The sequence below is a fragment of the Nitrincola schmidtii genome (genome assembly GCF_008973715.1).
Taxonomy (GTDB): domain Bacteria; phylum Pseudomonadota; class Gammaproteobacteria; order Pseudomonadales; family Balneatricaceae; genus Nitrincola; species Nitrincola schmidtii.
This window is the reverse complement of sequence record NZ_WBOL01000007.1, coordinates 100,864-125,401: the sequence shown is the minus strand read 5'-3', so window position 1 is coordinate 125,401 and position 24,538 is coordinate 100,864. Positions and strand designations below refer to the sequence as shown.

Here is a 24,538-nt window from a genome sequence, read left to right as displayed (position 1 = left end):
TATTTTCCTAATTAGGTCTTAATAACACGATTCATCTCTTCTAAACTTGTTAAACCGTTTGCAACTTTAAGAAGACCGGATTCTCGAAGAGTTTTAAATCCCTGTTTGCGCGCTACACGCAGTATATCGAGAGAAGTACCATTTTCCATGATACATTCTGCTATTTCTTGGCTCATTGCCAACATTTCATAGATCCCAACGCGTCCTTTGTAACCCTTGTTGCATTTTGGACAACCATCATGATTGGCTTCATATATATGCAGATCGGGTATCTGTTCAGGTTTGAAACCTTCTTCGAGCAACGCAGCTTCTGGGATCGTTGCCGGGCGTTTACATGATTCACATAAGCGTCGACCGAGTCGCTGAGCAATAATAAGACTGACAGAGGTGGCTACGTTGAATGCGGGTACACCCATATTACGTAAACGAGTCAGAGTCTCAGGCGCACTGTTGGTGTGCAATGTAGACAAAACCATGTGACCGGTTTGAGCAGCCTTGATGGCAATTTCAGCCGTCTCAAGGTCTCGAATTTCACCCACCATAACGACATCAGGGTCTTGACGTAGGAAAGAGCGAAGAGCTTCCGCGAAAGTTAAACCCACTTTGGTGTTAACATGAACCTGGTTGATACCGTCCATATTGATCTCGACAGGATCTTCTGCGGTGGATATGTTTCGCTCTGAAGTATTTAAAATATTCAAACCCGTATAAAGGGTTACCGTCTTACCTGAACCCGTTGGGCCCGTTACCAAGATCATGCCTTGGGGCTGTTCTAGAGTGGTAAGGTAAATTTTCTTCTGATCAGGTTCAAAACCTAAGGCTTCAACCCCAATTTTTGCACTGGTTGGATCAAGTATACGCAATACAATTTTCTCACCCCATAGGGTGGGTAAGCTATTCACACGAAAATCGATGGAGCGATTTTTGGTGACTTTCATTTTGATACGACCGTCTTGCGGCACGCGCTTTTCAGAAATGTCCATCTGAGACATAACTTTAAGTCTGGCAGCTAAGCGGGTAGCAAGGTTCATTGGCGGGCGGTGAACTTCTTGAAGAATACCATCGATACGACAACGTACGCGGTAGATTTTTTCATAAGGTTCAAAGTGAATATCCGATGCGCCTGTTTTGATGGCATCCATCAATACTTTATTAATGAAGCGAACAATTGGTGCTTCACTGGCAGCATCTTCTGCTGTTTGCTCTTCTTCTTTGGGTTGAGAGCCATCGTCAATATCAAGATTATCTAAATCGGCATCATCCAAGTCGCCAAGCGCAGAGCTCTGTTGTTGATCTAAATAAATATCTAAAGCGGCAGACAGTTTATCTTCTTCTACAATGACAACTTCGGTGATAATGCCAGTTTGAAACTTTATCTCATCGACACCCTGCATGTTAGTCGGGTCAGCGACCGCTACGAATAGTCGATTATCGCGCTTCATTAATGGCAGAATATGATGCTTGGTAATTAGTGCATCAGAAATAATCTCTTTGGGTAAGGAATCACCCGGTATTGCATCAAGATCCAGTAAAGGCAAACCAAACTCTTCAGCTGCCGCAGAAGCAGCACGATGAGCACTGACAAGACGTTGCTTAATAATGTAGCTCACGAACGGCTGTTTAGATTCGCGAGATTTTTGAATTGCATCCGTGGCAACTTCAGCAGAAAAAACGCCGTCCATAACCAAACGTTTTGCAAGACCGCTAAGTGGTTGAGCCCCTTGTGCCACAGTAACTCCCAAGTTAACCTAATCATTGATATTCTTATAGCATAGCAATCAAATCACAGTTAATCACAGTTATCAATGACCTAAGCTATTCTAGCTTGTTTTCGTGGTGATTATTTACAAAGGATTTGACCCTGCTCAAGAATCTTACAAGCCTACCATTAGGAAAGTAGCGTATGGATGTAACTATAAAAGCATGGAGAATCATGCGCCTACTGACACTTTATCGTATTGTGTTGGCGATGCTTATCGTATTTTTAATCCATACTGGTTATCTACCCGATCCGTTAGGAGAAACTTATCCTCACCTATTTAATACATCAGTTTTTCTTTATGCAATCATATCGCTGTTAGCTATATATCCTTTATTACTCAGAACACCACATTACACATGGCAGGTTTATACCCATACCACCATCGATATAGTGCTATTTACCTTGATGATGCACGCTAGTGGCGGTATCAGTAGTGGTGTAGGTATGCTTTTAGTGGTCAGTATCGCCAACGCAAGTATGTTGCTTGCAGGGCGAATGTCAGTATTTTTTGCTGCAGTTGCATCCATTGCTGTCTTATTCGAGCAGTTTTACAGTCAGGTATACTCACACACCAGTCAATACAATTACTCTATGGCGGGTTTGTTGGGGTTGGCGCTGATAGTAACGTCCGTATTAGCAACAGTGCTAGCCAAACAAGCCAGAGAAAATGCCGACCTAGCACATGCACGTGGATTGGATCTGGCGAATATGTCCGAATTGACTGAGCAGGTGATCAGCCAAATGGCAACGGGGGTATTAGTGGTCGATCAACAGCAAAGTGTTAGGTTAGTCAATGAGGCTGCTCGACGTTTACTTGATGCGCCGTCACAAAGTTTAGGTACTCCCTTACAATATTTCAGTACAGAGTTAAATCTCCAATTGCGTTTATGGATGAAGGAACGTAAATCTATCTATGCTAAACAGCGCGTGGATACCTTACCTGCCAGCTTATTAATTCAAATTGTACCCATCAGCAGCGGGGGTGATGAACGTAAAGCTGGCGTACTGATTTTTTTAGAGGATGCTGCGTTAGTTGACGAACAGTCACAACAATTAAGACTGGCATCCTTAGGCCGTTTAACTGCCGGAATTGCTCATGAAATTCGTAACCCGCTTAGCTCAATTGGTCATGCCAGTGCGCTACTGGCGGAGTCAGACCATCTCCCCCCTGAGGATTTGCGCTTAACCGACATCATCAAAGAAAACACTGCTCGTGTTAATCGTATCGTTGAAGACGTGTTGCAATTGGGTAATCGTGATCGAGTTAGCAAAGAAAAGTTAGAGATTTCATCTTGGCTACAGCGTTTTATTGATGAGCTTGTGTATTTGAAACCAGAAATAAAACCACTGGTGATTTTCGATAACAAAGTAGAGCAACCTATTCACGTTATTTTTGACTCAGGTCACTTGCACCAAATACTCAGCAACCTTTTCAGGAATGCCTGTGATTATGCTTTGCTATCAGAGCAAACCCCTGAGGTAATTGTTAGATTGTCAGGGGGTGATTCGCGTTCAACGTTTATAGAGGTGATCAATAATGGGCCACCGGTTAAAGAGCAGCATCGAGATCAGCTATTTGAACCATTCTTTACTACAACAGCCAAAGGAACCGGTTTAGGGTTATACTTATCACGTGAATTAGCTCAGGCTAATCAATCTCATCTGGCGCATCAGCAGCAAAAAAACTATACCTGTTTTCGCTTGAGCTTTAATGCTCAAGTGATCATTGAAGAGGATTAACAGTGTCGATCAGTTCTGCTAAATCATGGGTACCCAATCAGCGTCCTAAAGTACTTATTGTCGATGATGAGCCAGATATTCGAGAGTTAATTAGTTTGACGTTGACTCGAATGCAGGTCGAGTGCTTAGAGGCAGAGACATTGTCGCAGGCTAATCAGCTTCTAGAGTTACATGGAGAAGGTGGCATTCAGCTGTGTTTAACAGACATGCGCTTACCTGATGGCAATGGTATGGAGTTGATCTATCGTATTCAAAAACAGTTTTCGCAAATTCCTGTGGCGATGATTACGGCACATGGCAATATGAGCAGTGCTATCGAGGCATTAAAAGCGGGCGCTTTCGATTTTTTGAATAAACCTGTTGAACTTCAAACCCTTAGGAATCTTGTAACATCTGCATTGCGTCTAGATCAACAAAAGGAAGTTGTTGCATCCTGTGATACAGGTCCTGAGTTAATGGGGCAGTCTGAAATCATTGAAAAAATTCGCAAACTCGTTATCCGTTTAGCAAGAAGCCTTGCACCAGTGCATATTCATGGAGAGTCGGGTACAGGTAAAGAGTTAGTTGCTCGAATGCTTCACCATCGCAGTCATCGTTGTGATAAGCCTTTTATTGCCGTTAACTGTGGTGCTATTCCTGCTGAGTTGATGGAAAGTGAATTTTTCGGACATCGTAAGGGCAGTTTTACTGGAGCGACGCAAAATAAAGAAGGCCTTTTTCAAGCGGCAGAAGGTGGGACCTTATTTCTGGATGAAGTTGCCGATTTGCCTTTGGATATGCAGGTAAAACTTTTGCGTGCCATTCAAGAGAAATCGGTACGTCCTGTGGGTGCTCAAAAAGAAGAGTATGTCGATGTCCGTATTGTCAGTGCAACGCATGAGGACTTGGCAGCAAAGGTAGAAGCGGGTGAGTTCAGAGAGGATTTATATTACAGAATCAATGTAATAGAGCTTAAAGTTCCACCTTTACGTGAGCATCCTGAAGACATTCCAAGCTTAGCTAACTTTTTTCTCAGTCAGCTTGCTGAAGAGATGGGTCGATCGGTACCGAGTCTTTCTGACTGTGCGTTGAAGCGACTTTGCCAGCATGCATTTCCTGGCAATGTGCGAGAGCTAGAAAATCTTTTAGCAAGAGCCATTACCTTGAACGATGGTGATGTGATTGAAGCAGATGATATTCAAACCGATGGTCGCTCAAGCCATACGACGCAAGTGAATGCTGTGGCAGTTGAAAATCTCGACAGTGTTTGTGAGGTAGGTTTAGAAAGTTACTTAGAAAGTGTAGAGCGACAGATACTCGAAAAAGCATTGCAAGCATCTGATTACAACAAAACGGCAGCAGCCAAAAAACTCGGCATCTCGTTTCGTACCCTAAGATACCGATTGAAAAAACTAAATATGGACTAGGTTAATCATCATGATCACTATTACCACTAGGCAATTCTGCGCTTCAGTCCTGCATCGGCCATGATGCGAGTGGCGATCTCTTCAACGGAAAAGTGGGTGGTATTAATCATGCCTAAGTTCAGTTGTTGCAGACGTCTTTCCACTTCTCTGACTTCAAATTCGCATTGCTCTAACGAAGCATAACGACTGTTAGGACGGCGTTCATGGCGTATCGCAGCTAAATGGAAAGGATCAATCGTCAGGCCAAATAACTTTTCACGATGCTGCATTAAAATATCAGGTAATCCCTGTGCTTCTAAATCATCAATCGTGATTGGGTAGTTGGCTGCACGTATACCAAACTGCAGCGCCATATAAAGACAGGTAGGAGTTTTGCCGCAGCGAGATACACCGACAAGAATAAGGTCGGCTTTATGATATTGCTGAACACGCCCACCATCATCATTGTCTAAGGCAAAGTTAACCGACGCGATTCGCTCTTTATAGCGACTGGCCTCGTTGATAGAGTGCGATTTTCCGACCGTGTAGGAAGAGTGTGCGTCTAGCTCTTTTTCAAGAGGTTTTAGGAAAGTTTCAAAGACATCGATTTTGAAACCGTTCGATGCTGCAATCATCTCTCGAATTTCTGGATTCACGATGGTATCAAAAACAATGGCAGCTTTATGGTCTTTCTCACAGGCCTCATTAATTTTAGCGACGACGCGTTCGGCTTTTTCAAGCGTATCAATATAGGGAAGGGTGATCATATCAAAATGTATCCCTTCGAATTGCGTTAACAAACTGTTACCCAGTGTTTCAGCCGTGATACCGGTTCCGTCTGAAATAAAAAACGCTGTTCTGCTATTGATCGACTTTTCCACTGATCTTTCCTTACGAATGAGTCTTTTATGTAATTTCTTTACATGTCTAACAAGGCTGGGATTTTTTAGTTTAACTGAAGTATCATCCTAGTTTTAGTGCCGAAGTTGAAAGTGTAGAAAAAAGATTCACGGCAGAGCTTTACTAAGACAGACTCAATTAAACAACAGGAGAGTGTACCTTGCAGGATTATGTCATACGTCTTGATCAGGCAGGCATGGGCGATGTTGATAAAGTTGGTGGTAAAAACGCATCGCTTGGCGAAATGATCCATCAACTGAAAGATGCCGGTGTTAAAGTCCCCGGTGGTTTTGCCACAACCGCTCACGCTTATAGAGATTTTCTCCAACACAATGGTTTAGTCGACAAAATCAATGATCTGCTAGAATCCTTAGATTGTAATGATACTCGCGCACTGGCAGAAACGGGTCGTACTCTGCGTGAATGGATTATGGCAGGTGAGTTTCAACCTGATTTACAAGCCGCTATTGACCAAGCTTATCAAGAGATGTCTGAAGGTAAAGATATTGCCGTAGCGGTCAGATCATCGGCTACCGCAGAAGACCTTCCAGATGCTTCTTTCGCTGGCCAGCAAGAAACCTACCTGAATATTCGCGGCCTCGATAACATCAAAGAGGCAATCAAATCTGTATTTGCCTCTCTCTACAATGACCGTGCCATCTCTTACCGTGTACATCGTGGTTTTATTCACAGTGAGGTTGCTTTATCGGCGGGTATTCAGCGCATGGTTAGAAGTGAAACCGGCGCTTCGGGTGTTATGTTCACGTTGGATACTGAATCTGGCTTCAAGCAGGTCGTCTTTATCACTGCTGCTTATGGCTTGGGAGAGACGGTGGTTCAAGGAGCCGTTAACCCTGACGAGTTTTATGTTTATAAGCCAACCTTGAACTTAGGTGCGCCCGCTATTCTGCGCCGAAGCCTAGGGTCGAAAGCGATCAAAATGATTTATGGTGGTGAAGGTAACACCGCAAATGCTGTTCAAACCGTCGACGTTCCTCGCGAAGATCGTGACCGCTTCTGTATTAATGATGCCGATGTTGAAGCCCTTGCTCGCATTGCGGTCATTATCGAAAAGCACTATGGACGTCCGATGGACATCGAATGGGCAAAAGATGGCGATGATGGCGAACTCTATATCGTTCAGGCGCGTCCAGAGACAGTTAGAAGTCAAAGTTCTTCTGCAGTAATGGAGCGTTACCTGTTGAAAGAAAAGGGTAAAGTTCTAGTAGAAGGGCGTTCAATTGGTCATCGAATTGGATCAGGTCCAGTGCGTATTGTGGACTCAATTGACCAGATGCACGAAGTTCAGCCAGGTGATGTCCTTGTCACGGATATGACCGATCCTGATTGGGAACCGGTGATGAAACGTGCGGCAGCAATCATTACCAATCGCGGTGGCCGAACCTGTCATGCTGCGATTATTGCGCGTGAACTGGGTATTCCTGCGATTGTGGGATGCGGTGATGCGACTGATCGTCTGAACAACAATCAGTTAGTGACGGTATCGTGTGCGGAAGGTGATACCGGCCGTGCCTACGAAGGTAAACTGGCGTTTGAGCATCAAACCAGCAGCGTTGAATCCATGCCGGTTTTACCCTTTGAAATTATGATGAACGTCGGTAATCCTGATCGTGCTTTCGACTTCCAATCACTGCCTAATGCGGGAGTTGGTTTGGCTCGATTGGAATTTATAATCAACCGTATGATCGGTGTTCATCCTAAAGCGCTGTTGAACTTTGAACAGCAACCACGTGATATTAAACAGATTATCAATCGTCGTATTGCCGGTTATGCCTCTCCCGTTGACTTCTATGTCGACAAATTAGTTGAAGGTATTTCGACTCTGGCGGCTGCCTTCTACCCACGCAAAGTGATTGTACGTATGTCTGACTTTAAGTCGAATGAGTATGGTCATTTAATTGGTGGTGATCGTTATGAGCCGGCAGAAGAAAACCCAATGCTAGGTTTTCGTGGCGCGGCACGTTATATCTCTGAAACTTTCCAAGACTGTTTCGAGCTAGAGTGTCGCGCACTCAAGCGTGTTCGTGATGAAATGAAACTCACCAACGTGGAAATCATGGTGCCTTTCGTACGTACCGTGGGTGAGGCGAGACAGGTGGTGGAGTTGTTAGCTCGTAACGGTCTTAAGCGTGGTGAAAACGGTTTACGTTTGATCATGATGTGCGAAATTCCATCGAATGCCTTGTTGGCTGATGAGTTTCTGCAGTACTTTGATGGATTTTCTATCGGCTCGAATGACTTAACGCAACTGACACTGGGTTTAGATCGTGACTCAGGCATCATCGCTCATCTTTTTGATGAACGTAATGATGCGGTTAAAAAACTTTTAGCCATGGCGATTAAAGCCTGTAAGGATGCCGACAAATACATCGGTATTTGCGGTCAAGGACCATCTGATCATCCTGACTTTGCCAGATGGTTGATGGATCAAGGCATTACCAGTGTGTCATTGAACCCTGACTCTGTGATGGATACTTGGTTCTTCCTAGCCAACGACAAGGGTCAGCCATAAACGTGGGCAACTTGAGCTTCATCACTCGTCTACAGTTATGGTTTGAACCTTATCGTGATCGACGGATGCTGACGCTGCTAGCGTTAGGCTTTTCCAGTGGCTTGCCAGCACCGCTGGTGTTTTCAAACTTGTCCATCTGGTTGCGAGATGAAGGGGTCAGTCGAACAGACATAGGTTTGTTCGCACTGGCCGCTACGCCTTACGCGATTAATTTCTTGTGGGCTCCGTTGATCGATCGATTGCGGTTACCCTGGCTAACGGCGCGATTTGGACGTCGTCGTGGCTGGGCGCTGATGACACAATCCCTACTCATGGTTGCCATTGTGCTGCTGTCATTCACTAGCCCCAGTGATGGTTTGTGGTTGATGGCGGCAGCGGTTTTATTTGTGACCTTTATCTCGGCAACACAAGATATTGTCATTGACGCTTATCGAATAGAAATACTGGATCTGAACCAGTATGGCAGTGGCTCTGCCGCCGGTATCTGGGGTTGGCATTTAGGTGGTACGCTTATTGGCGGGGCGGGCGGTTTGTATTTAGCCGAAGCCTTTGGATGGAATGCGGCATACTTGTTGTTATCGGTGGGTGTGTTAATCGGTATGTTTGCGGTACTGATGAGCCCTGAACCTAACGTTGCTCCACCGGAAGACACCCTTGCCGAAGAAGAGCGGGCCATTGCATTGCTAGAGCGCTGGACCTTCCTTCCGGAAGTACCGCGTCGCATTATGGGTTGGATTTACTTAACGATCTTGGCGCCTTTATTTGAGTTTACTCGCCGCAATGGCTGGTTACTTATTTTAATATTCATCTTCGTCTTTAAACTTGGTGACGCACTACTGGGTCGAATGTCTGGGGTGTTCTATCGAGAATTGGGCTTTTCATTATCTGAGATAGCAGAGGTCGCCAAAGTCTATGGCTTGACCGCTAATTTAGTCGGTATCGTCATCGGGGGTATATTAGTTGCCAAGATTGGTATCCTTAAAGCGTTATTTATCTCTGGTTTTGCTACCGCAGCAACCAATCTAACCTATTCATGGTTAGCGGTTTCCGGTCAGTCGACAGGGGTGTTCATTTTTGCCGTTGCATCCGATAATTTCACGACCGGACTGGTAACCGTTGCCTTAGTTGCGTATCTATCTTCCTTGTGTAACAGCGCTTATACCGCAACACAGTATGCCTTACTGGCTTCCTTGGCTAATCTTGCCCGAATCTGGTTCTCTGCAACCAGCGGTATGATGGTGGATTCATTGGATGGCGACTGGGCTTTATTCTTCTTACTCTGTGCGGGAATTGCCTTAATAGGGTTGCCACTATTGATGGTGATTATGCGCAAATATCCTATCGAACGGCTTGCCTCAGAAAAACAATCCTGATTATCTAAAGCACTGCTATACTTGCAATAGTTTAATAATTCTAAAAAGTTAGTCGCAGGAAGCAGTGCCCATGCTTAAAAAAATATCCTTGCCATTGGTGTTAGCGTTTTTAGCCTATGCATTTTGGGTGAGTTCAGATTTTACTGAAATCGCAGCAGGCATTGCTTTATTTATGTTTGGTATGCTGTGCTTGGAGGATGGCTTTAAAGCCTTTACCGGTGGCACACTCGAAAGCATACTGCGTAAATCCACAGATAAACTTTGGAAAAGTCTCGTATTTGGGATGACCAGCACCACGCTGATGCAATCCAGTTCCTTAGTGTCACTAATCACCGTCTCTTTCGTTAGTTCTGAAATGATCACCTTAGCGGCAGGTATTGGCATTATTATGGGTGCCAATATTGGCACCACCACAGGTGCATGGCTAATTGCCGGTTTAGGTTTGAAAGTTGATATTGCAGCCTATGCGATGCCTGTCTTGGTATTCGGCATGGTGTTCATGATGCAAAAGAGCAAAACCAACAAGGGTATCGGATACCTGATGCTGGGATTTGCTTTCCTGTTCTTGGGTATCCATTTTATGAAAGAGGGCTTTGAGTCCTTCCAACAAAGCTTTGATTTATCCGAATATGGTATGACAGGGTTTGCGGGTCTGGTGATCTTTACCTTGATAGGTATGGCGATTACCGTCATTATGCAATCCAGTCATGCCACCTTACTGATCATCATTACGGCGCTTTCAGCAGGTCAGGTCAGCTATGAAAATGCGCTGGCATTAGCCATAGGTGCTAATCTGGGTAGTACCATTACCATCATTTTAGGTAGTATTGCCGCCAACTTGGGAGGCAAGCGTTTAGCAGCTTCTCATGTCTTGTTTAATGTCATTACCGCAGCCGTAGCGATTATCTTTATAGCGCAAATTGCCTGGCTTGTTGATCAGTTGGCTTCTGTGATGGGCATACGTGAAGATGACTTCCTTCTGAAGTTAGCGTTATTCCATACCTTGTTTAACGTCTTGGGTGTCTTGCTGCTGATGCCTTGGGTGCCCAAGATAGAGGCCTCATTAATCCGCTTTATTCAGTTTAAACCTAAAGGGATCGAGCAGCCGCTGTACCTTGTTCCTCAAGCCTTAGAGACACCTGCAACCGTTGTCAGTGCGGTAAAACAGGAAGTCAAACACCTTTTCGAAAATGCCTATGGTCTGTTAGCACACGGTTTAAGTCTAAAGCGCAGTACGATTGACTCATCCGAGTCGTTATCTGAAGCGGTTAAATATACTCGACGTATTTTTCCGATTGATGTCGAAGATTTATACGAAGAAAAGATTAAAAGTCTGCATAACGAAATCGTGACTTTCATTGCCGATGCTCAACTGCGTGAATCAACTCAGGCAGCGACTGAAGAGTTATATGCGCTAAGGCAGGCAAGTCGCGATATCGTCGAAGCCGTGAAAGGTATGAAGCATCTGCACACCAATCTATCGCAGCACGGGTTATCTACCAATCTAGCGGTGCGTGAACGTTATGATCAAATCAGAATCCACTTAGCTGAAGTTTTGCGAGAGCTTCGACAACTTATGGCAACGGATGATGATCTAACGCATTTATCCCTTGATGCCCTGCGCGTAGAATCGCAAAAAGCGAGACGTAAACTGATTGACGAACTTGATGAGATGATTCGCCATCGTCGCATCGCGGCTTCGATTGCCACATCTATTATGAATGACGAAGCCTATGTGACCGATATCGTCAATAATTTACTCGATTCAGTCTCTATCTTATTGAAAAAACCACAAGAGAAAGTTGAGGATTCACTTCATCTCGATGAAAAAGAGCTTTCTGAATTGGCGGAAAAGAATTAAAGATAAATCCCTATAGCGGTTGATCTTATGATTAACCAGGAGTGACCCATGAAAGCGAAGAAACTACTTGAGCGTGTGAAGCAGTTTTTGGATGCGGATCGTCACACTCAACTTGACAAAATTCGATCCATTCGCAAGGTGTTAAAAGAGCTGAAAGAGAAAGAGCGTATGCTTAGAGAGCAATTGGAACATGAAAAAGACAGTGAAACTAAAGAATCACTTCAGCTTCGGCTGGATGTGATCTACGCCCAACGTAAGAAGGGCGTAGATAGAGTCCAAGAGCTAAAAGAGGGCTTAAAGTCTAAAGAGCAGTCAACAGCCGAGACCGACATTTCAGTCACAGATGCTGGTCCAGACGGTCAGCCAGACAGTCAGCAAGAAAGCCAGCCAGAGACGCAGGTTAAAGACTAACGCACATTATCTTCAAGATGTTTATCGCGCAGTTGCGGATCGACTTTCTCAAGTGACATGTTGATTGCATGTTGATGCGCATTATACCAGTTTTCCAGTAACCTAAAGAAACCGATAAGCACCGCTGTCAGTAACAAGTAAAGTAAACCCGCCAGTAAGAAGAACTCTAAACTCATATAGGTTCGAGCAATCGCACCGCGTGTCGCGCCCATCAAGTCAAGCAGTGTGATCGTTGAAGCCAAAGCACTACCTTTCAGCATCAAGATCACTTCATTACCATAAGCAGGCAGGATAATGCCAAACGCTCTGGGTAAAATAATATGCTGGTACTGTTTGCGGCGGCTAATTCCAAGAGATTGTGCGGCTTCTACTTCTCCTTTAGGGACCGCTAAAATGGCCCCTCTGAAAAGTTCGGCAATATAGGCTGAGGTATTTAAACTGAAGGCAATGATGGCGCACCAATAGGGTTGTGATAGCACATCTGTCCAAATCCAACCTAGATTACGCAAGCTTTCAAACTGCGATAGCCCATAGTAAATCAAGAAAATCTGGACCAGTAACGGCGTACCTCTAAAGAAAAAGATATAGCAGTAAGGAAATATCCATAACCACGGACTTTTCGAAATGCGCATCAAGGCGATAGGGATCGCCATTAAAAAACCGACAATGCCTGAAACGACCACTAGCTGAAGGGTAACCCAGACACCATCCATTAAACGTGGAAGGTAGCGAGCGTAAGAATCCCAAGGTTCAGCACCTTGAGTTAGCGTTAATAACCATTGTGATAATTGAATGATCAGTTCGCTCATTATCGTGCTCCCTGCCATGGACGGTTAGCACGTATCTCCATAAAGCGGATCGCCTGCATAAAGATAATCGTCAATAATAGATAGATAAAGGCCGCTGCAAGATAAAACGTAAACGGAAGCTTGGTAAACCCTGCAGCCACATAGGCTTGACGCATTAAGTCATCCAGACCGATAACAGAGACTAGTGCCGTGTCTTTAAGCAGGACGAGAAATAGATTGCCGAGACCAGGAATGGCAATTCGCCACAACTGAGGCATTAGAATTCGGGTAAACGTCTGCCAGCGATTTAATCCCATCGCCATGGCTGACTCACGCTGACCTTTGGGAATCTCTTGTAATGCGCTACGAAACACTTCTGTGGCATAAGCACCAAAGGCAATAGAAAGTGCGGTAACACCCGCAGCAAAGGCACTGATTTCAATATATTTATCAAAAAGACGTAATAAAATCTCGGTGGTACCGAAGTAGATAATCAGTACCAGTAATAGTTCAGGTATGCCACGAATTAAGGTGGTATAGGTGGTGGCAATCCAACGCAATGCACGAATAGGTGATAATTTTGCTGCAGCTCCTATTAGGCCTAGTATTAAACCAAAAAACAGACTGGTGAATGCCAGTTTTAGGGTGATCCAAGTACCCGCCAAAAGCAGATGGCCAAAACCGTGTAAATCCATTCAGATGCTCACATTGAGAAGGTCATATAAAAACAAAGGGCCGGTAGACTATTATCGATCATCCGGCCCTCATTCCCCTGTTATTTCTTAATAGATAGAGAAGGGGAAGTAACGTGCATTGATTTCAGCATAGGTGCCGTTTTCAACAATGGCTTCTAAAGCAGCATTAAAGCGCTCTTTTAGTTCGGTGTCATTCAAACGGACAGCGATGGCGATTTTGTCATCGATATCGATATCTTCGCCTTTGAATTCAAAACCATTACCTGCATCGGTTTGTAGCCAGTCATAAGCAGGGAATTTGTCAGATAGCATGCCATCCAAGCGACCAGATGCTAAATCAAGATAGGCGTTGTCTTGGGTATCATATAAACGAACGTTAACAACGCTACCCAAGTTGTCTTCTAAAAATTGACCCGCAATCGTCGCACGTTGAGCGCCAATAGTTTTACCTGCCAAACTTTCTGAGTCGGTAGACATTTCAGAACCCGCAGGGCCAATGAACGCTAGCACATTAGAGTAGTAGGGGTTGGTGAAAGCAACAACGCGTTCACGTTCTTCAGTGATCGACATGGATGCAATAATGGCATCGTAGCGACGAGCACGCAGGCCTGGAATAATACCGTCCCAATCTTGAGTGACGATTTCGCAACTCGCTTGCATTTCAGCACATAGGGCTTCTGCAATTTCGACGTCAAAACCTCCAGGCTTACCCGTGCTATCAATAAAGTTAAAAGGTGCATAGGCGCCTTCAGTGGCAATACGAATCGTATCGGACATTGCAGCAGGTGCAATCATGCTGGCAGATGCCATCAGTACAGCGGATGTCAGAAATTTCTTGGACCATTGCATAATTCACTTCCTTACAGTTCAATTTTTATAGTGCGCGTTTAGTCTTTAGTTATAGATGACTGGATAAAAATTCTCTACATCTTTCTGAGGTAGGATTAGTAAAAACTTGTGATGGAGGGCCAAACTCTTCAACTTTACCTTGATGTAAAAACATCACTTGGCTGGATACATCGCGAGCAAAGCGCATTTCGTGAGTGACGATCAGCATGGTTCTACCTTCTTCGGCAAGGCCTTGCATGACCCCAAGAACCTCGTTAACCAGTTCTGGATCTAAGGCTGAGGTAGGTTCGTCGAACAATAACACCTCAGGGTCCATCGCCAGAGTTCTAGCGATGGCAATACGCTGTTGCTGACCACCTGATAAGTTACCGGGATAGTATTTTGCTTTATCTGCAAGGCCTACTTTTTCGAGCAGTTGCATGGCGCGTTCTTTGGAATCTTTTTTGCTGGCGCCTTTGACTAAGGTTGGCGCTAGCATAATGTTGTCCAGAATCGTCATGTGTGGCCAAAGATTAAAATTTTGGAACACAAAACCGATTCGAGCACGCATTCTTTCAAGTTGATGGCGTTTACGTGCTTCTAATTCCCCTTTGGAGTTCGACACTAAATCCAGCGATTCGCCGCGCAGTGTAATAGAGCCTTTTGAGGGGTTTTCTAGAAGGTTTAAGCAGCGAAGAAAGGTGGATTTACCAGAGCCACTCGATCCGATGATGGAGATAACGTCGCCGTCGCGTGCGGTTAATGAGATGCCTTTAAGGACTTCAATCTGACCGTAGCGCTTGTGAAGGTCTTTAACTTCAAGTGTTGCGCTGGTGGTGGGTTGGGTGTCTGTATGATGGTTGTTTGAGTTCATAGGTAGACAACGTATAAGAATATTTAATCAAATAGTAATCTTTTTTATACCTTGGTCGCAAGGTGATAGGCGTTATGTTTTTAAGAAAGAACATATGTGCTAGAACCGTTGGCATACCTATTAGATGACACGCTTTGCATCGTCCATGATCGCTCGGCTGACGCCATCCGTGGCGTCAGACGGTCAACTAATAGGCATACCAACAATTCACACTGAGATTTCGTGTTATTTAGAAAACAGAAAAGCGAGTTGGGGTGAGTGAATAGGTATAGGTGGGTGTGATATTCTTAGCATAGAAATTATTGAAGGGGTGTTGTTGTGGAATTAGGGCGTATTAATCAGCTGACGGTGAAGCGTGTTGTTGAGCAGGGGGCTTATTTAGAGGCGGCTAATTCTGAAACAGTGCTTTTGCCTACCCATGAAGTTCCAGAGGGGCTTGAAGTGGGTGATGAGTTATCTGTGTTCGTTTATTTGGACAGTGATGATTTTCCGGTGGCGACCTTGAAAGTGCCACGCATTCAACGGGGTGAGTTTGCGCAGTTGCGGGTTGCGGATACCAATGATGTCGGGGCGTTTTTGGATTGGGGGTTGCCTAAACAGTTGTTTATGCCGTTTGCGGAGCAACCTCAACGAGTTGAGGTGGGGCAGCAGGTTATTGTTGCTATGTATATTGATAATTCAGGACGCTTAGCGGCGTCAGCGCGATTAGAAAGACATCTGAATAAAACGATTGCAGATTATCGATCTGGAGACCCTGTCTCTTTAATGATTTGGCGTCGTACTGAATTGGGTTTTTTAACCATCATTAATCATCAGCATATCGGTTTACTGCATCAGCAGGATCTGTTTAAGCCGGTCAGAGCCGGTTTGATACTGCCGGGTTACATCAAACAAGTACGTGAAGAAGATGGCAAAATAGATGTGATGCTAGATAAGCCCGGCTATGGCAAGGTTGAGCCACTTGCTCAGCAAATCATTGATTATCTGAATCTAAAAGGCGGCTCATGTCCGTTGAATGACAAAAGCTCACCTGATGAGATCAAAGCCTTGTTCGGCGTTAGTAAAAAAGCCTTCAAAATGGCCATTGGTAATTTGCTAAAGCAAGGGATTATCGCGATTGAAGAGCATGGGATTAGGCTGCGTTAAACGTCTGAACTTTTAGCATTTAGTTACCGACTTTACGTCTTTCCAGTCGGTAACCTTCACCCGCAACGGTCAGAATGGGGCAGTCCATGTCAATCAGCATAAATTTCTTTCTTAGTCGATACACCAGTGTCGTGATTGATTCTTGTGAGTTGATGTTGCAAGTTTTTGACAGGTGTTGGAGAAGGTCTTTTCGCGTAACGATAGCCCCATCTGCTTTAATCAGCGTGCCTAGCAATTCAAATTCTCCTCGGGTTAAATCGATTGGATCATAACCATTTCTTTTCATGGCACGCGTATTTTTGTCTAAGCATAAATCAAATATTGTCAGTGTGAGGGTATCATTGACGGAAGTGTCATCAGTTTGATTTGATGAAAGCCCCGACCTGAGTAGCGCGTTTCTGACTTTTAATTCAAGTTCTTTAATACTAAAAGGTTTTGTTATGAAGTCATCTGCGCCTAACTCAAATGCTTTAATTCGGCTTTGTTGATCCGTTCTGCCAGAAATGACATAAACTAGAATTTGGTTGGATTCTCTAAGCTGTTGAAGCACATCTAAACCATCAGCATCTGGGAGGTTGAGGTCAAGCATGACTAAATCATAGTTAAGATGCTGGATTGACTGCGCAAAACAAACGGCGTTATGACAAACATCAACATGATAATTTAGCATGGATAAGTAATCCTTTACTACAGAACAAAGACATTCATCGTCTTCAAGTATAAGGATTCTATATTGACTCAAATTTCTAACCTCAAGTCTTTTGCATCGTTATTGTTCATCAAGATCGGTAATGTTACGCTAATTGTGGTTCCTTTCATAACCTCCGACGTTAAATTAACCTGTCCATTGTGTAGTTTTGCAATTCCTTTTACTAAATACAAACCCAGCCCTAGACCCGGAGTATCATGTTGACCTCGTTGATATTTTCCAAACATCATCGGCTGATCAGCTTCTGAAATACCCATGCCTTCATCAGCAACACAAAGTATGACTTGATTGTTTTCCTCAAGCGCTTGGATAGTAATGTTGCCACCATTGGGTGAGTATTTAATGGCATTTTCAACGAGATTATTCATCATCATTTGTAAAAGCTCACCATCTCCCGAAATTTTATTAGCCTTATTAATCGCAATGATCTGATGTTGTCCTTGATTCAAAAGCAATGCATAGTTTTCAGCTGTTCTTATTATCTCTTCACAACTCACCCAGGCAGCATTGCGTTGCCAATAGGTTTTCACCATGCGATCTTCTGCGAGTGATCGATTGACAAGGTCGGATAGATAACGCGCAGAAAGTCGTTGCTTTTCAATTGTAGGGGTCAGCATGGGATGTTGGCTGCTTTGTAATTCAAGCAAATCACAACTGGATTCAATCACGCTTAATGGTGTTCTAAATTCATGTGCAACCATTCTCATGAATTGATGCTGGCGCATATTGGTCATATGTTCTTCATCTAGCGATTTTTGAAGTTGATCTCGAGAAGATTTAAGAGCAGATTGATTAGTTTGTAGTTGTAAATTTAAGCGTTTGAGTTTAATTGTCCAGAAAGATATCAGCCCTATTAAAATGCCTGATATGGCAATCACGGTAACAAGCATTGTGTAGTCAGGTTCTGAGTAAAATCTAATATAAACATAACGGTTGACCGCCGAACGAATATCATCGGGTGTTAACAGAAAAATACCGATATTTAGTCTTTCCACTAGAGCTTCATTGTCTTTAACGACACCGATGCGAAATTGATTACTAAACCCCTCTAAATTACCTGCAACCTTTAAATCGAATAATCCTTCTTTTCTCAGTAGATAGGCAGCAACCGATAAAGAGCGTATGGCAATATCTGCATCTTTACTTTGTACAGCCAGAATGGCATCAATTTCAGAATCATAGGTTTGGATGGTTAGTTTAGGGTAGTGACGGCGCAAGTGCTGTTCAACACCTGTACCATGAGGTAAGGCGACACGATTGTCATTTAATTCAGCCAGGCTTCGAATGTATTCAAAATCTTGGTGTGTAATAAATACGTTTGGATCTGTAAAGTAAATTTCAGAAAAATCAAGCCATTCAGATCGCTCTGGTGTTTGGTTCAAAAATGCTAGGGCATCACATTGTCTAGCTTTTGCAAACTCAAGACTTTCTGGCCAGTCGCGAGTCGCCACTATCTCGAAATTTACATTGGCATTACCCGCTATTTTGTTGATTAAATCAGCAGCGATACCATGAAAATTTCCCTCTTTATCAATCCACTCATAAGGTTCCCAGTCAGGATCAACACACAGTTGGACAGTCACTGGTTCCAGATACGGGCTATCAGTTTCGGAAGAATTGACTAACGGAACAGCGACTAAGAGACCAAAAGTAAGTCCTATAGTGCTGGTGAGAAACGTTCGCATTTTAAACATACAAATAAATGATTTAGCCGCAACTATTTAATATGTCCAAAACTATAGAGTGAATCTTGATCTAAGTCAGTAAATTTATCGCTTTGTTCATAACTTGTTCATAACGCGTTCAGGACAGGTTGATTTTTAATCGATTATAGTAAGAGTAGTATAAAATTTTAAAACAAGCCTATTTATTCCATCAAAATGAGTAGGTTATTGCGGCAAAGTACTCGGAGCGCATTATGAACAAGTTTTATCGTACCGTATGGAATTCTGCCAAAGGGGTTTGGCAAGTTGCTGGAGAGATCGGCTCTAGCAAAGGCAAGCAAAAATCCATGCGTCTAATGCGCCCAGTAATCATTGGCGCGGGAAGTCTTATCCTGATTAGTACACAAGCGCTCGCATCTGACTTACCGACCAATGGAACAGTGGTAGGTGGCAATGCCAGTATTTCCACTTCTGGCCACAATATGACCATTCATCAATCTACCGATAAGCTAGCGATTGATTGGCAAAGTTTTTCTATCGGTGACAAAAACCAAGTTGAATTTGTACAACCGAGTTCATCCTCTGCTGCGCTTAACCGTGTGACCGGTGACCAAGTTTCTACTATCCGTGGTGCACTTAAATCTAACGGTCAAGTCTTTCTAGTTAATCCTAATGGTGTGTTGTTCAGTTCTACTGCACAAGTGGATGTAGGTGCACTGGTTGCCTCTACGCTGGACATCTCCACTGAAGATTTTATGCAGGGTAATTACACCTTCAGTGGTACCAGCGCCAATGCTGTTATTAATCAAGGCAATATTAAAGCGGACGGTGGTTATGTTGCCATGATCGCTGCACAGATCATCAATGCCGGCAGCATCACAGCCGACGAAGGTACTGTGCTGATGGGTGCCGGTAGTCGAGTCACGCTTGATCTGGGCGGCCCTGTCAAAATTGAAGTCAAGGAAGCCTTGCTTGACACCTATATTGAACAAGGTGGCGCGATAAAAGCTGATGGTGGTTTGGTGTTCCTAACGGCAAAGGCTGCGGGTGAACTGACCAGTAGTGTGATCAACCACACCGGTATTACAGAAGCGCAAACACTAGCAAGTGGCCAGAACGGTGAAATCTTCCTGATGGGAGATATGGAATCGGGCGTTATTCAGGTAGCGGGTGTTTTAGATGCGTCTGCGCCAAATGTTGGAAATGGTGGTTTCATTGAGACTTCTGCTGCTAATGTGCAGATTCAGCCTGAACTAAAAGTAACTACTCGTTCAGAAAATGGTCTAACCGGCAAATGGCTAATTGATCCGACTGATTTCACGATAAGTAGCGGTGTAGCATCTCAAACGGATTCGGGTATTGGTGCTACTACGTTACAAAGTAACCTTGCCGACAGTGATATTGAAATTCAGACCGTTTCAACAGGCGGTGACCGAGGTAATATCAATGTAAACGCTGATGTGACTTGGAATGAGAACACACTGACGCTAACTGCTCATGGCGATATTTTGATTAACTCTACGCTTACTGCAGCTGGCTCAGCTGAGCTTGTTCTTAATCATGGCTGGAATGGTAATGCTGTCAGTCCAACCTACGGTAATGACAATAGCCATTTGATCGTGCATGGCCGCGTTGACCTGTCTGAAACGTCTGTAAATACCCTTGCCATTAATGGTGCAAACCACACCATCCTGCGTAATCAGTCAGAAGTGGCGGGTATCACTAACGACCTAGATGGTCGTTATGTGCTGGGTGGAAATCTTGATTTCACGGGTAACTGGACACCGATTGGAGTCTTTACTGGGCATTTTAATGGCTTGGGTAATCAGATTCATGACTTGGTTGTAAGCCACAATGCCTCGGGTGCAGGGCTGTTTGGCAGTACCGATGGGGCGACCCTTTCTAATCTTAGGCTGGCGGGTGTCAACATTACCAATTCTGGCGGTGGTGTAGGAGCACTTGTTGGTAATGCCACCAATACAAACGTTAATAACGTACACGTTAACGGAGTAGTAACATCCACAAGGGCTGCCGATACGGCAGCGGATGCTGGTGGTTTGGTTGGTTTTCAAGTTGGTGGTTCTATTCGTTTTAGTAGCGCAAATGTAAATGTTATTGCTAATGGAAGAAATGTTGGCGGCTTGGTCGGTGATGCAACAAATTCGGCAAGTATAGAGAACTCGTTTGCTTTGGGCAGTGTTGAAACATCAGGAAATCAAGGCAATATCGGTGGATTAGTAGGAGCTTTGCGAAACGCAAGTAGTATTTCCAACTCCTATGCTACTGGTAATGTAGTAGGTCAGTTAAATAATACTGGAAATACTGGTGTGGGTGGCCTTGTTGGAGAAATACGTAATATTGATGCGACTGTCTCAAACAGCTATTCATCAGGATTGGTAACAACCACGGGTACTGGTGACCGCAAAGGTGGGCTTGTCGGTGCGAATTTTCAAAATGATGGTACAAATGTAACCGATAGTTACTGGGTAAATGGATTAGATAGCAGTGCGGGTGGCTTAAGAATTACGACAAACGAAAACAGCCTATCAACTTATAGTGGTTTTGGTGATAGCTGGACCTCGCTTGATGGATATTTCACTCCCTTTCTGAGGGCTCAAGGGAGTGAAGCTTTGATGCTCAATCAAAATTTAGTGATTGAGTCAGCAAATGACTTAATACTGAATCAGAACTTCAACAGTATTTCAGTGGTGGGTGAATCAACACTGACTTTGAAAGCTCAGCGAGATATTGTTTTTGTGCCTGAAAGGAGTGTGGTCTCATCAGGTGGTAGTTTAAATCTCGTACTCTGGGCAGACACTGATGGTAACGATAGTGGTGGAATATTGTTTGATACAGGTTCAAACATAAATACTCGCAATGGCCATCTTTGGATGGGTGGTGGTGCCGGCAGTTCAATTTGGAAGGGTCTGACAGTGGGCAATTCCTACGCCGCTAATTTGAATACGTCAATTGCTGATTCTAACGTAAATGAAACCTATGCCGGTATTAATGTTATTGGTGCCGCACTAGATGCAGGAAGCGGCGATCTATACATGTCGGGCAAGAGTTTTCAGACAGATTATCGCTTCGGGATAGGGACTCGTTTTAACGGTGGCAACACCATCACCGCCAATAATATCTCTATTCATGGTATTGGCTCGGCTAATACTGCGACAGGCGATGATACCAATCGAGGTAACTGGGGTGTAGGGATTGAAAACACCACCATGAATGCGACCGGTGATATTACTGTTAACGGTCAAGGTGGCGGTCAAAGTGCGGGGTCTAATGGTGGGCAAAATCATGGCATTCGCATGGATGCAAACTCACATTTAATTGCAAGTGGTGCAGGAAATATCACCCTGATTGGTAGCGGTGGAGGTAATGCCAGCATTACAGCAAACACTGATAATGATGGTATCAGACTCGACGGCGGAAAACTGACTACTGCAAACGGTTCAATCACTTTGCAGGGTACAGCTGGCTTGCATGGAAGTTCAGAGGGTGTGAGTCTGAACTCGGGAAATGTAAACAACTTGATACAAAGCACAGAAGGCGGAGATATAACGATCGTCGCTGACACTCTAGATTTATCCAGTAATCAAAGAATTTCCTCATCTGGAAATCTCGTCATTAATCCGAATACCACGGCCAATACGATCGGTATTGGTGGTGCCTCAGGTACGCTATCGTTGGATTCAAGCTATTTCAGTACTAACTTTGTTAATGGTTTCTCCAATATCATCATCGGAAGTGACACCGCCGGCAATATTGCGGTTGGCGGTGACACTATTTTTAATGACAACCTTACGTTAAAAACAGCAAACGACATCGTTTTGGAGTCAAGTTCCTCAATGATGGGCTCTTTGAATGAAAATGCTTCTTTAACAGTGTGGTCTGATGCAGATGGATCGGGTGCAGGTTCTATATATTTGATGGATAGTTCAACTATTACTACCAATGGTGGACATCTTTGGATGGGAGGTGGCAATGGGACGATAAACTGGAATGGCTTAAGTGTTGGCGATGGGTATGCCATGGCTGGAAGTGCTCATGCGGTGACGCTGGGTTCATCCTTGAATTACCTCAATGGAATTTCAATATCTAACTCCAATATTTCCACAGGAGGTGGCAATATTTCGCTATCCGGTATGAGTGCAAACCAATCAAGTACTGCTCAGGGTTACATTGGAATTCTTTTCGATAAATCCTCTATTGATTCAGGTGATGGCAATATTGAAATCAGAGCGATTTCGAATAATAGCAGTGCAACTGCTAGTTGGTATTATGGTCTGTTAATGACCACTTACTTGAACAATCAAACATCTTCAATTGCTTCATCCAGTGGCAATATATCTATTAATGGTGAAACCTCTTTTCAAGAGCAAAACCATGGTGCAGGTATAGGACTTTATGGTTGGAATAACAATAATAGTCTTGTCGAAATCCGGTCTAACTCAGGTGATATCAATATAACAGGTCGTCTCAACAGTTCAGGCTTTGATCAACAGTATGGCGGTATTTTTCTCTTTGGATCTAGCCAAGAAAATATTGTTTCACAAACGGGTAACATTAGTTTGAGTGGCCTTTCTGCTAATTCAAATGTAGCAGGCATCAATGTATGGCCGGGGAACACAACAAGTAGTATTGGTTATGATGGTGTTAATCCGTTCACGGGTGATATCACACTGAACTCCAATACCTTTATTAACTTTGAAGGATCGATTACCGCAAATACCTTGAATCTTTTAGGTGCGGGTGTAGATTACACACTTGAAAGTATTCAAAATAACGTGAATATACTGACTGCTAATACAGGTAGTGTAAGTTTTACGAATAGCGATGCACTTGAATTAGTAAGTATCACCGCTAGTAGTAAAATTAATGTCGCGACTCAAGTAGGTAATTTAATAGTAAATGGAAATATCTCGTCTGACTCCTCCGACAATGATGCAATTCTACTAAATGCGGCTAGAAGCGCTTTAGCTGGAACAGCCAATGGCGGTAACATCATTCATCAAAACGGCAGCATTACAACCGCCAATGGTGGACGAGCTTTACTTTACACAGGTAGTGTGAATGGCAGCACTGGTGTCACTGATCTTGTTGGTTCTGGTTCTGGCAATTTCCGCTATAACAGTAATGCCACAACCACAAACTTTACTACTGCATTGGGTCAAGAGGGAATATTTGCTATTTACCGAGAACAGCCGACGATCACTGTTTCGGCTAGAAATGATAATAAAACCGTTAGTGCGACTCCTTACTCTGGCGGAAATGGTATAGATATATCTGGTCTAGTTAATGGAGACGCTGAGTCAGTTCTAACGGGTGCTTTGGTGTATGGAGGTAATAGTCAAGGTGCTATTGAAGAGGGTATGTATGTTTTGACACCGAGTGGCTTAGACAATGGCCTTGGATATGACATCGCTTTTGTTGATGGTACTCTTCAAATCATGCCAGAACCCACTCCGGAACCAACTCCTGTTCCGGCTCCAGAGCCAACTGAAGATACAACACAGCAACCGATACCTGAAGGTTCTTTAGAGGAGGTTATCGCTAGCATACCAAAATCCTCACAACCATTTCTGCAAGGCATTCAATTCTTCAATAACACCTCACTAACCATACCAAACACTGCTGCTCAAGGAGGCACAGGCCAGGTAGGTTCACTTGAGGTGATTGAGTTAGAGAGTAGCGACCTTGGTTCTTTGGCTATGTTAGGTAATGGCAATGCTACTGGATTCTTGCGGATGTTTGTCATCGACGGCGGCATTAACGTCGAGGGACAGTCTAGACAGGGTGGCAGTAGTGATGAGTCTTCTACCCCTGAAATTCTTAACTAAAGCTAGCGATTAAGGAAACTGAT

16 protein-coding genes are annotated in these 24,538 nt (G+C 43.9%); 8 read left to right on the top strand and 8 right to left on the bottom strand.

Annotated elements, in window-relative coordinates:
• Nucleotides 1–11: 11 nt before the first annotated feature.
• A complete protein-coding gene (gene pilB, locus F7R24_RS08075; protein WP_276613242.1) occupies nucleotides 12–1,730 on the bottom strand; it encodes a type IV-A pilus assembly ATPase PilB in 1,719 nt (572 codons plus the stop codon).
• A 173-nt stretch (nucleotides 1,731–1,903) separates the two neighbouring features.
• Here pilB and F7R24_RS08070 point away from each other — a divergent pair, with 173 nt between their 5' ends.
• Nucleotides 1,904–3,502, top strand: coding sequence for a two-component system sensor histidine kinase NtrB (locus F7R24_RS08070; protein WP_151670740.1), 1,599 nt, complete (start codon nucleotides 1,904–1,906; stop codon nucleotides 3,500–3,502).
• 2 nt (nucleotides 3,503–3,504) lie between these two features.
• The gene (locus F7R24_RS08065) at nucleotides 3,505–4,908 is read left to right on the top strand and encodes a sigma-54-dependent transcriptional regulator (protein WP_276613241.1); all 1,404 of its coding nucleotides are present in this window, start codon (nucleotides 3,505–3,507) and stop codon (nucleotides 4,906–4,908) included.
• Between the two features lie 26 nt (nucleotides 4,909–4,934).
• Here F7R24_RS08065 and ppsR read toward each other — a convergent pair whose 3' ends face one another.
• Complete coding sequence (ppsR, locus tag F7R24_RS08060) at nucleotides 4,935–5,768, bottom strand: posphoenolpyruvate synthetase regulatory kinase/phosphorylase PpsR (protein WP_240776042.1); 834 nt, start codon at nucleotides 5,766–5,768, stop codon at nucleotides 4,935–4,937.
• Between the two features lie 179 nt (nucleotides 5,769–5,947).
• Here ppsR and ppsA point away from each other — a divergent pair, with 179 nt between their 5' ends.
• The 4 genes from ppsA (at nucleotide 5,948) to F7R24_RS08040 (ending at nucleotide 11,965) form a co-directional block, all read left to right on the top strand.
• Complete coding sequence (gene ppsA, locus F7R24_RS08055; protein WP_151670739.1) at nucleotides 5,948–8,320, top strand: phosphoenolpyruvate synthase; 2,373 nt, start codon at nucleotides 5,948–5,950, stop codon at nucleotides 8,318–8,320.
• A gap of 11 nt (nucleotides 8,321–8,331) precedes the next feature.
• On the top strand, nucleotides 8,332–9,693 hold the full coding sequence (locus tag F7R24_RS08050; protein WP_240776041.1) for an AmpG family muropeptide MFS transporter: 1,362 nt from the start codon (nucleotides 8,332–8,334) through the stop codon (nucleotides 9,691–9,693).
• A gap of 70 nt (nucleotides 9,694–9,763) precedes the next feature.
• Nucleotides 9,764–11,554 (top strand): Na/Pi cotransporter family protein, encoded by a 1,791-nt coding sequence (locus F7R24_RS08045; protein WP_151670738.1) that lies wholly within the window; start codon nucleotides 9,764–9,766, stop codon nucleotides 11,552–11,554.
• 48 nt (nucleotides 11,555–11,602) lie between these two features.
• Nucleotides 11,603–11,965 (top strand): hypothetical protein, encoded by a 363-nt coding sequence (locus tag F7R24_RS08040; RefSeq protein WP_206057499.1) that lies wholly within the window; start codon nucleotides 11,603–11,605, stop codon nucleotides 11,963–11,965.
• Here the strand turns inward: F7R24_RS08040 and F7R24_RS08035 are convergent.
• The 4 genes from F7R24_RS08035 to F7R24_RS08020 form a co-directional block, all read right to left on the bottom strand.
• The gene (locus tag F7R24_RS08035; protein ID WP_338087100.1) at nucleotides 11,962–12,774 is read right to left on the bottom strand and encodes an ABC transporter permease; all 813 of its coding nucleotides are present in this window, start codon (nucleotides 12,772–12,774) and stop codon (nucleotides 11,962–11,964) included. The genes F7R24_RS08040 and F7R24_RS08035 overlap by 4 nt on opposite strands.
• The gene (locus tag F7R24_RS08030) at nucleotides 12,774–13,448 is read right to left on the bottom strand and encodes an ABC transporter permease (protein ID WP_151670737.1); all 675 of its coding nucleotides are present in this window, start codon (nucleotides 13,446–13,448) and stop codon (nucleotides 12,774–12,776) included. Before F7R24_RS08030 ends, F7R24_RS08035 begins: the two co-directional genes overlap by 1 nt.
• Nucleotides 13,449–13,535: 87 nt before the next feature.
• Nucleotides 13,536–14,297 carry an ABC transporter substrate-binding protein gene (locus tag F7R24_RS08025; protein WP_151670736.1) on the bottom strand — a complete coding sequence of 254 codons (762 nt, stop codon included), beginning with the start codon at nucleotides 14,295–14,297 and terminating at the stop codon, nucleotides 13,536–13,538.
• Between the two features lie 49 nt (nucleotides 14,298–14,346).
• Nucleotides 14,347–15,150, bottom strand: a complete 804-nt coding sequence (locus F7R24_RS08020) for an ABC transporter ATP-binding protein (RefSeq protein WP_151670735.1) — start codon at nucleotides 15,148–15,150, stop codon at nucleotides 14,347–14,349.
• A gap of 318 nt (nucleotides 15,151–15,468) precedes the next feature.
• Between F7R24_RS08020 and F7R24_RS08015 the strand changes: the two genes are divergently transcribed.
• Entirely contained in the window at nucleotides 15,469–16,296 is an 828-nt protein-coding gene (locus tag F7R24_RS08015; RefSeq protein ID WP_151670734.1) for a CvfB family protein, read from the top strand.
• Nucleotides 16,297–16,315: 19 nt separating this feature from the next.
• On the opposite strand, the gene F7R24_RS08010 is transcribed toward F7R24_RS08015, so the two are convergent.
• Nucleotides 16,316–17,038 carry a response regulator transcription factor gene (locus F7R24_RS08010; protein ID WP_151670733.1) on the bottom strand — a complete coding sequence of 241 codons (723 nt, stop codon included), beginning with the start codon at nucleotides 17,036–17,038 and terminating at the stop codon, nucleotides 16,316–16,318.
• Nucleotides 17,035–18,588 (bottom strand): ATP-binding protein, encoded by a 1,554-nt coding sequence (locus F7R24_RS08005; protein ID WP_168926799.1) that lies wholly within the window; start codon nucleotides 18,586–18,588, stop codon nucleotides 17,035–17,037. Before F7R24_RS08005 ends, F7R24_RS08010 begins: the two co-directional genes overlap by 4 nt.
• A 335-nt stretch (nucleotides 18,589–18,923) precedes the next feature.
• Between F7R24_RS08005 and F7R24_RS08000 the strand changes: the two genes are divergently transcribed.
• Nucleotides 18,924–24,515 (top strand): two-partner secretion domain-containing protein, encoded by a 5,592-nt coding sequence (locus F7R24_RS08000; protein ID WP_151670731.1) that lies wholly within the window; start codon nucleotides 18,924–18,926, stop codon nucleotides 24,513–24,515.
• Nucleotides 24,516–24,538 lie beyond the last annotated feature (23 nt).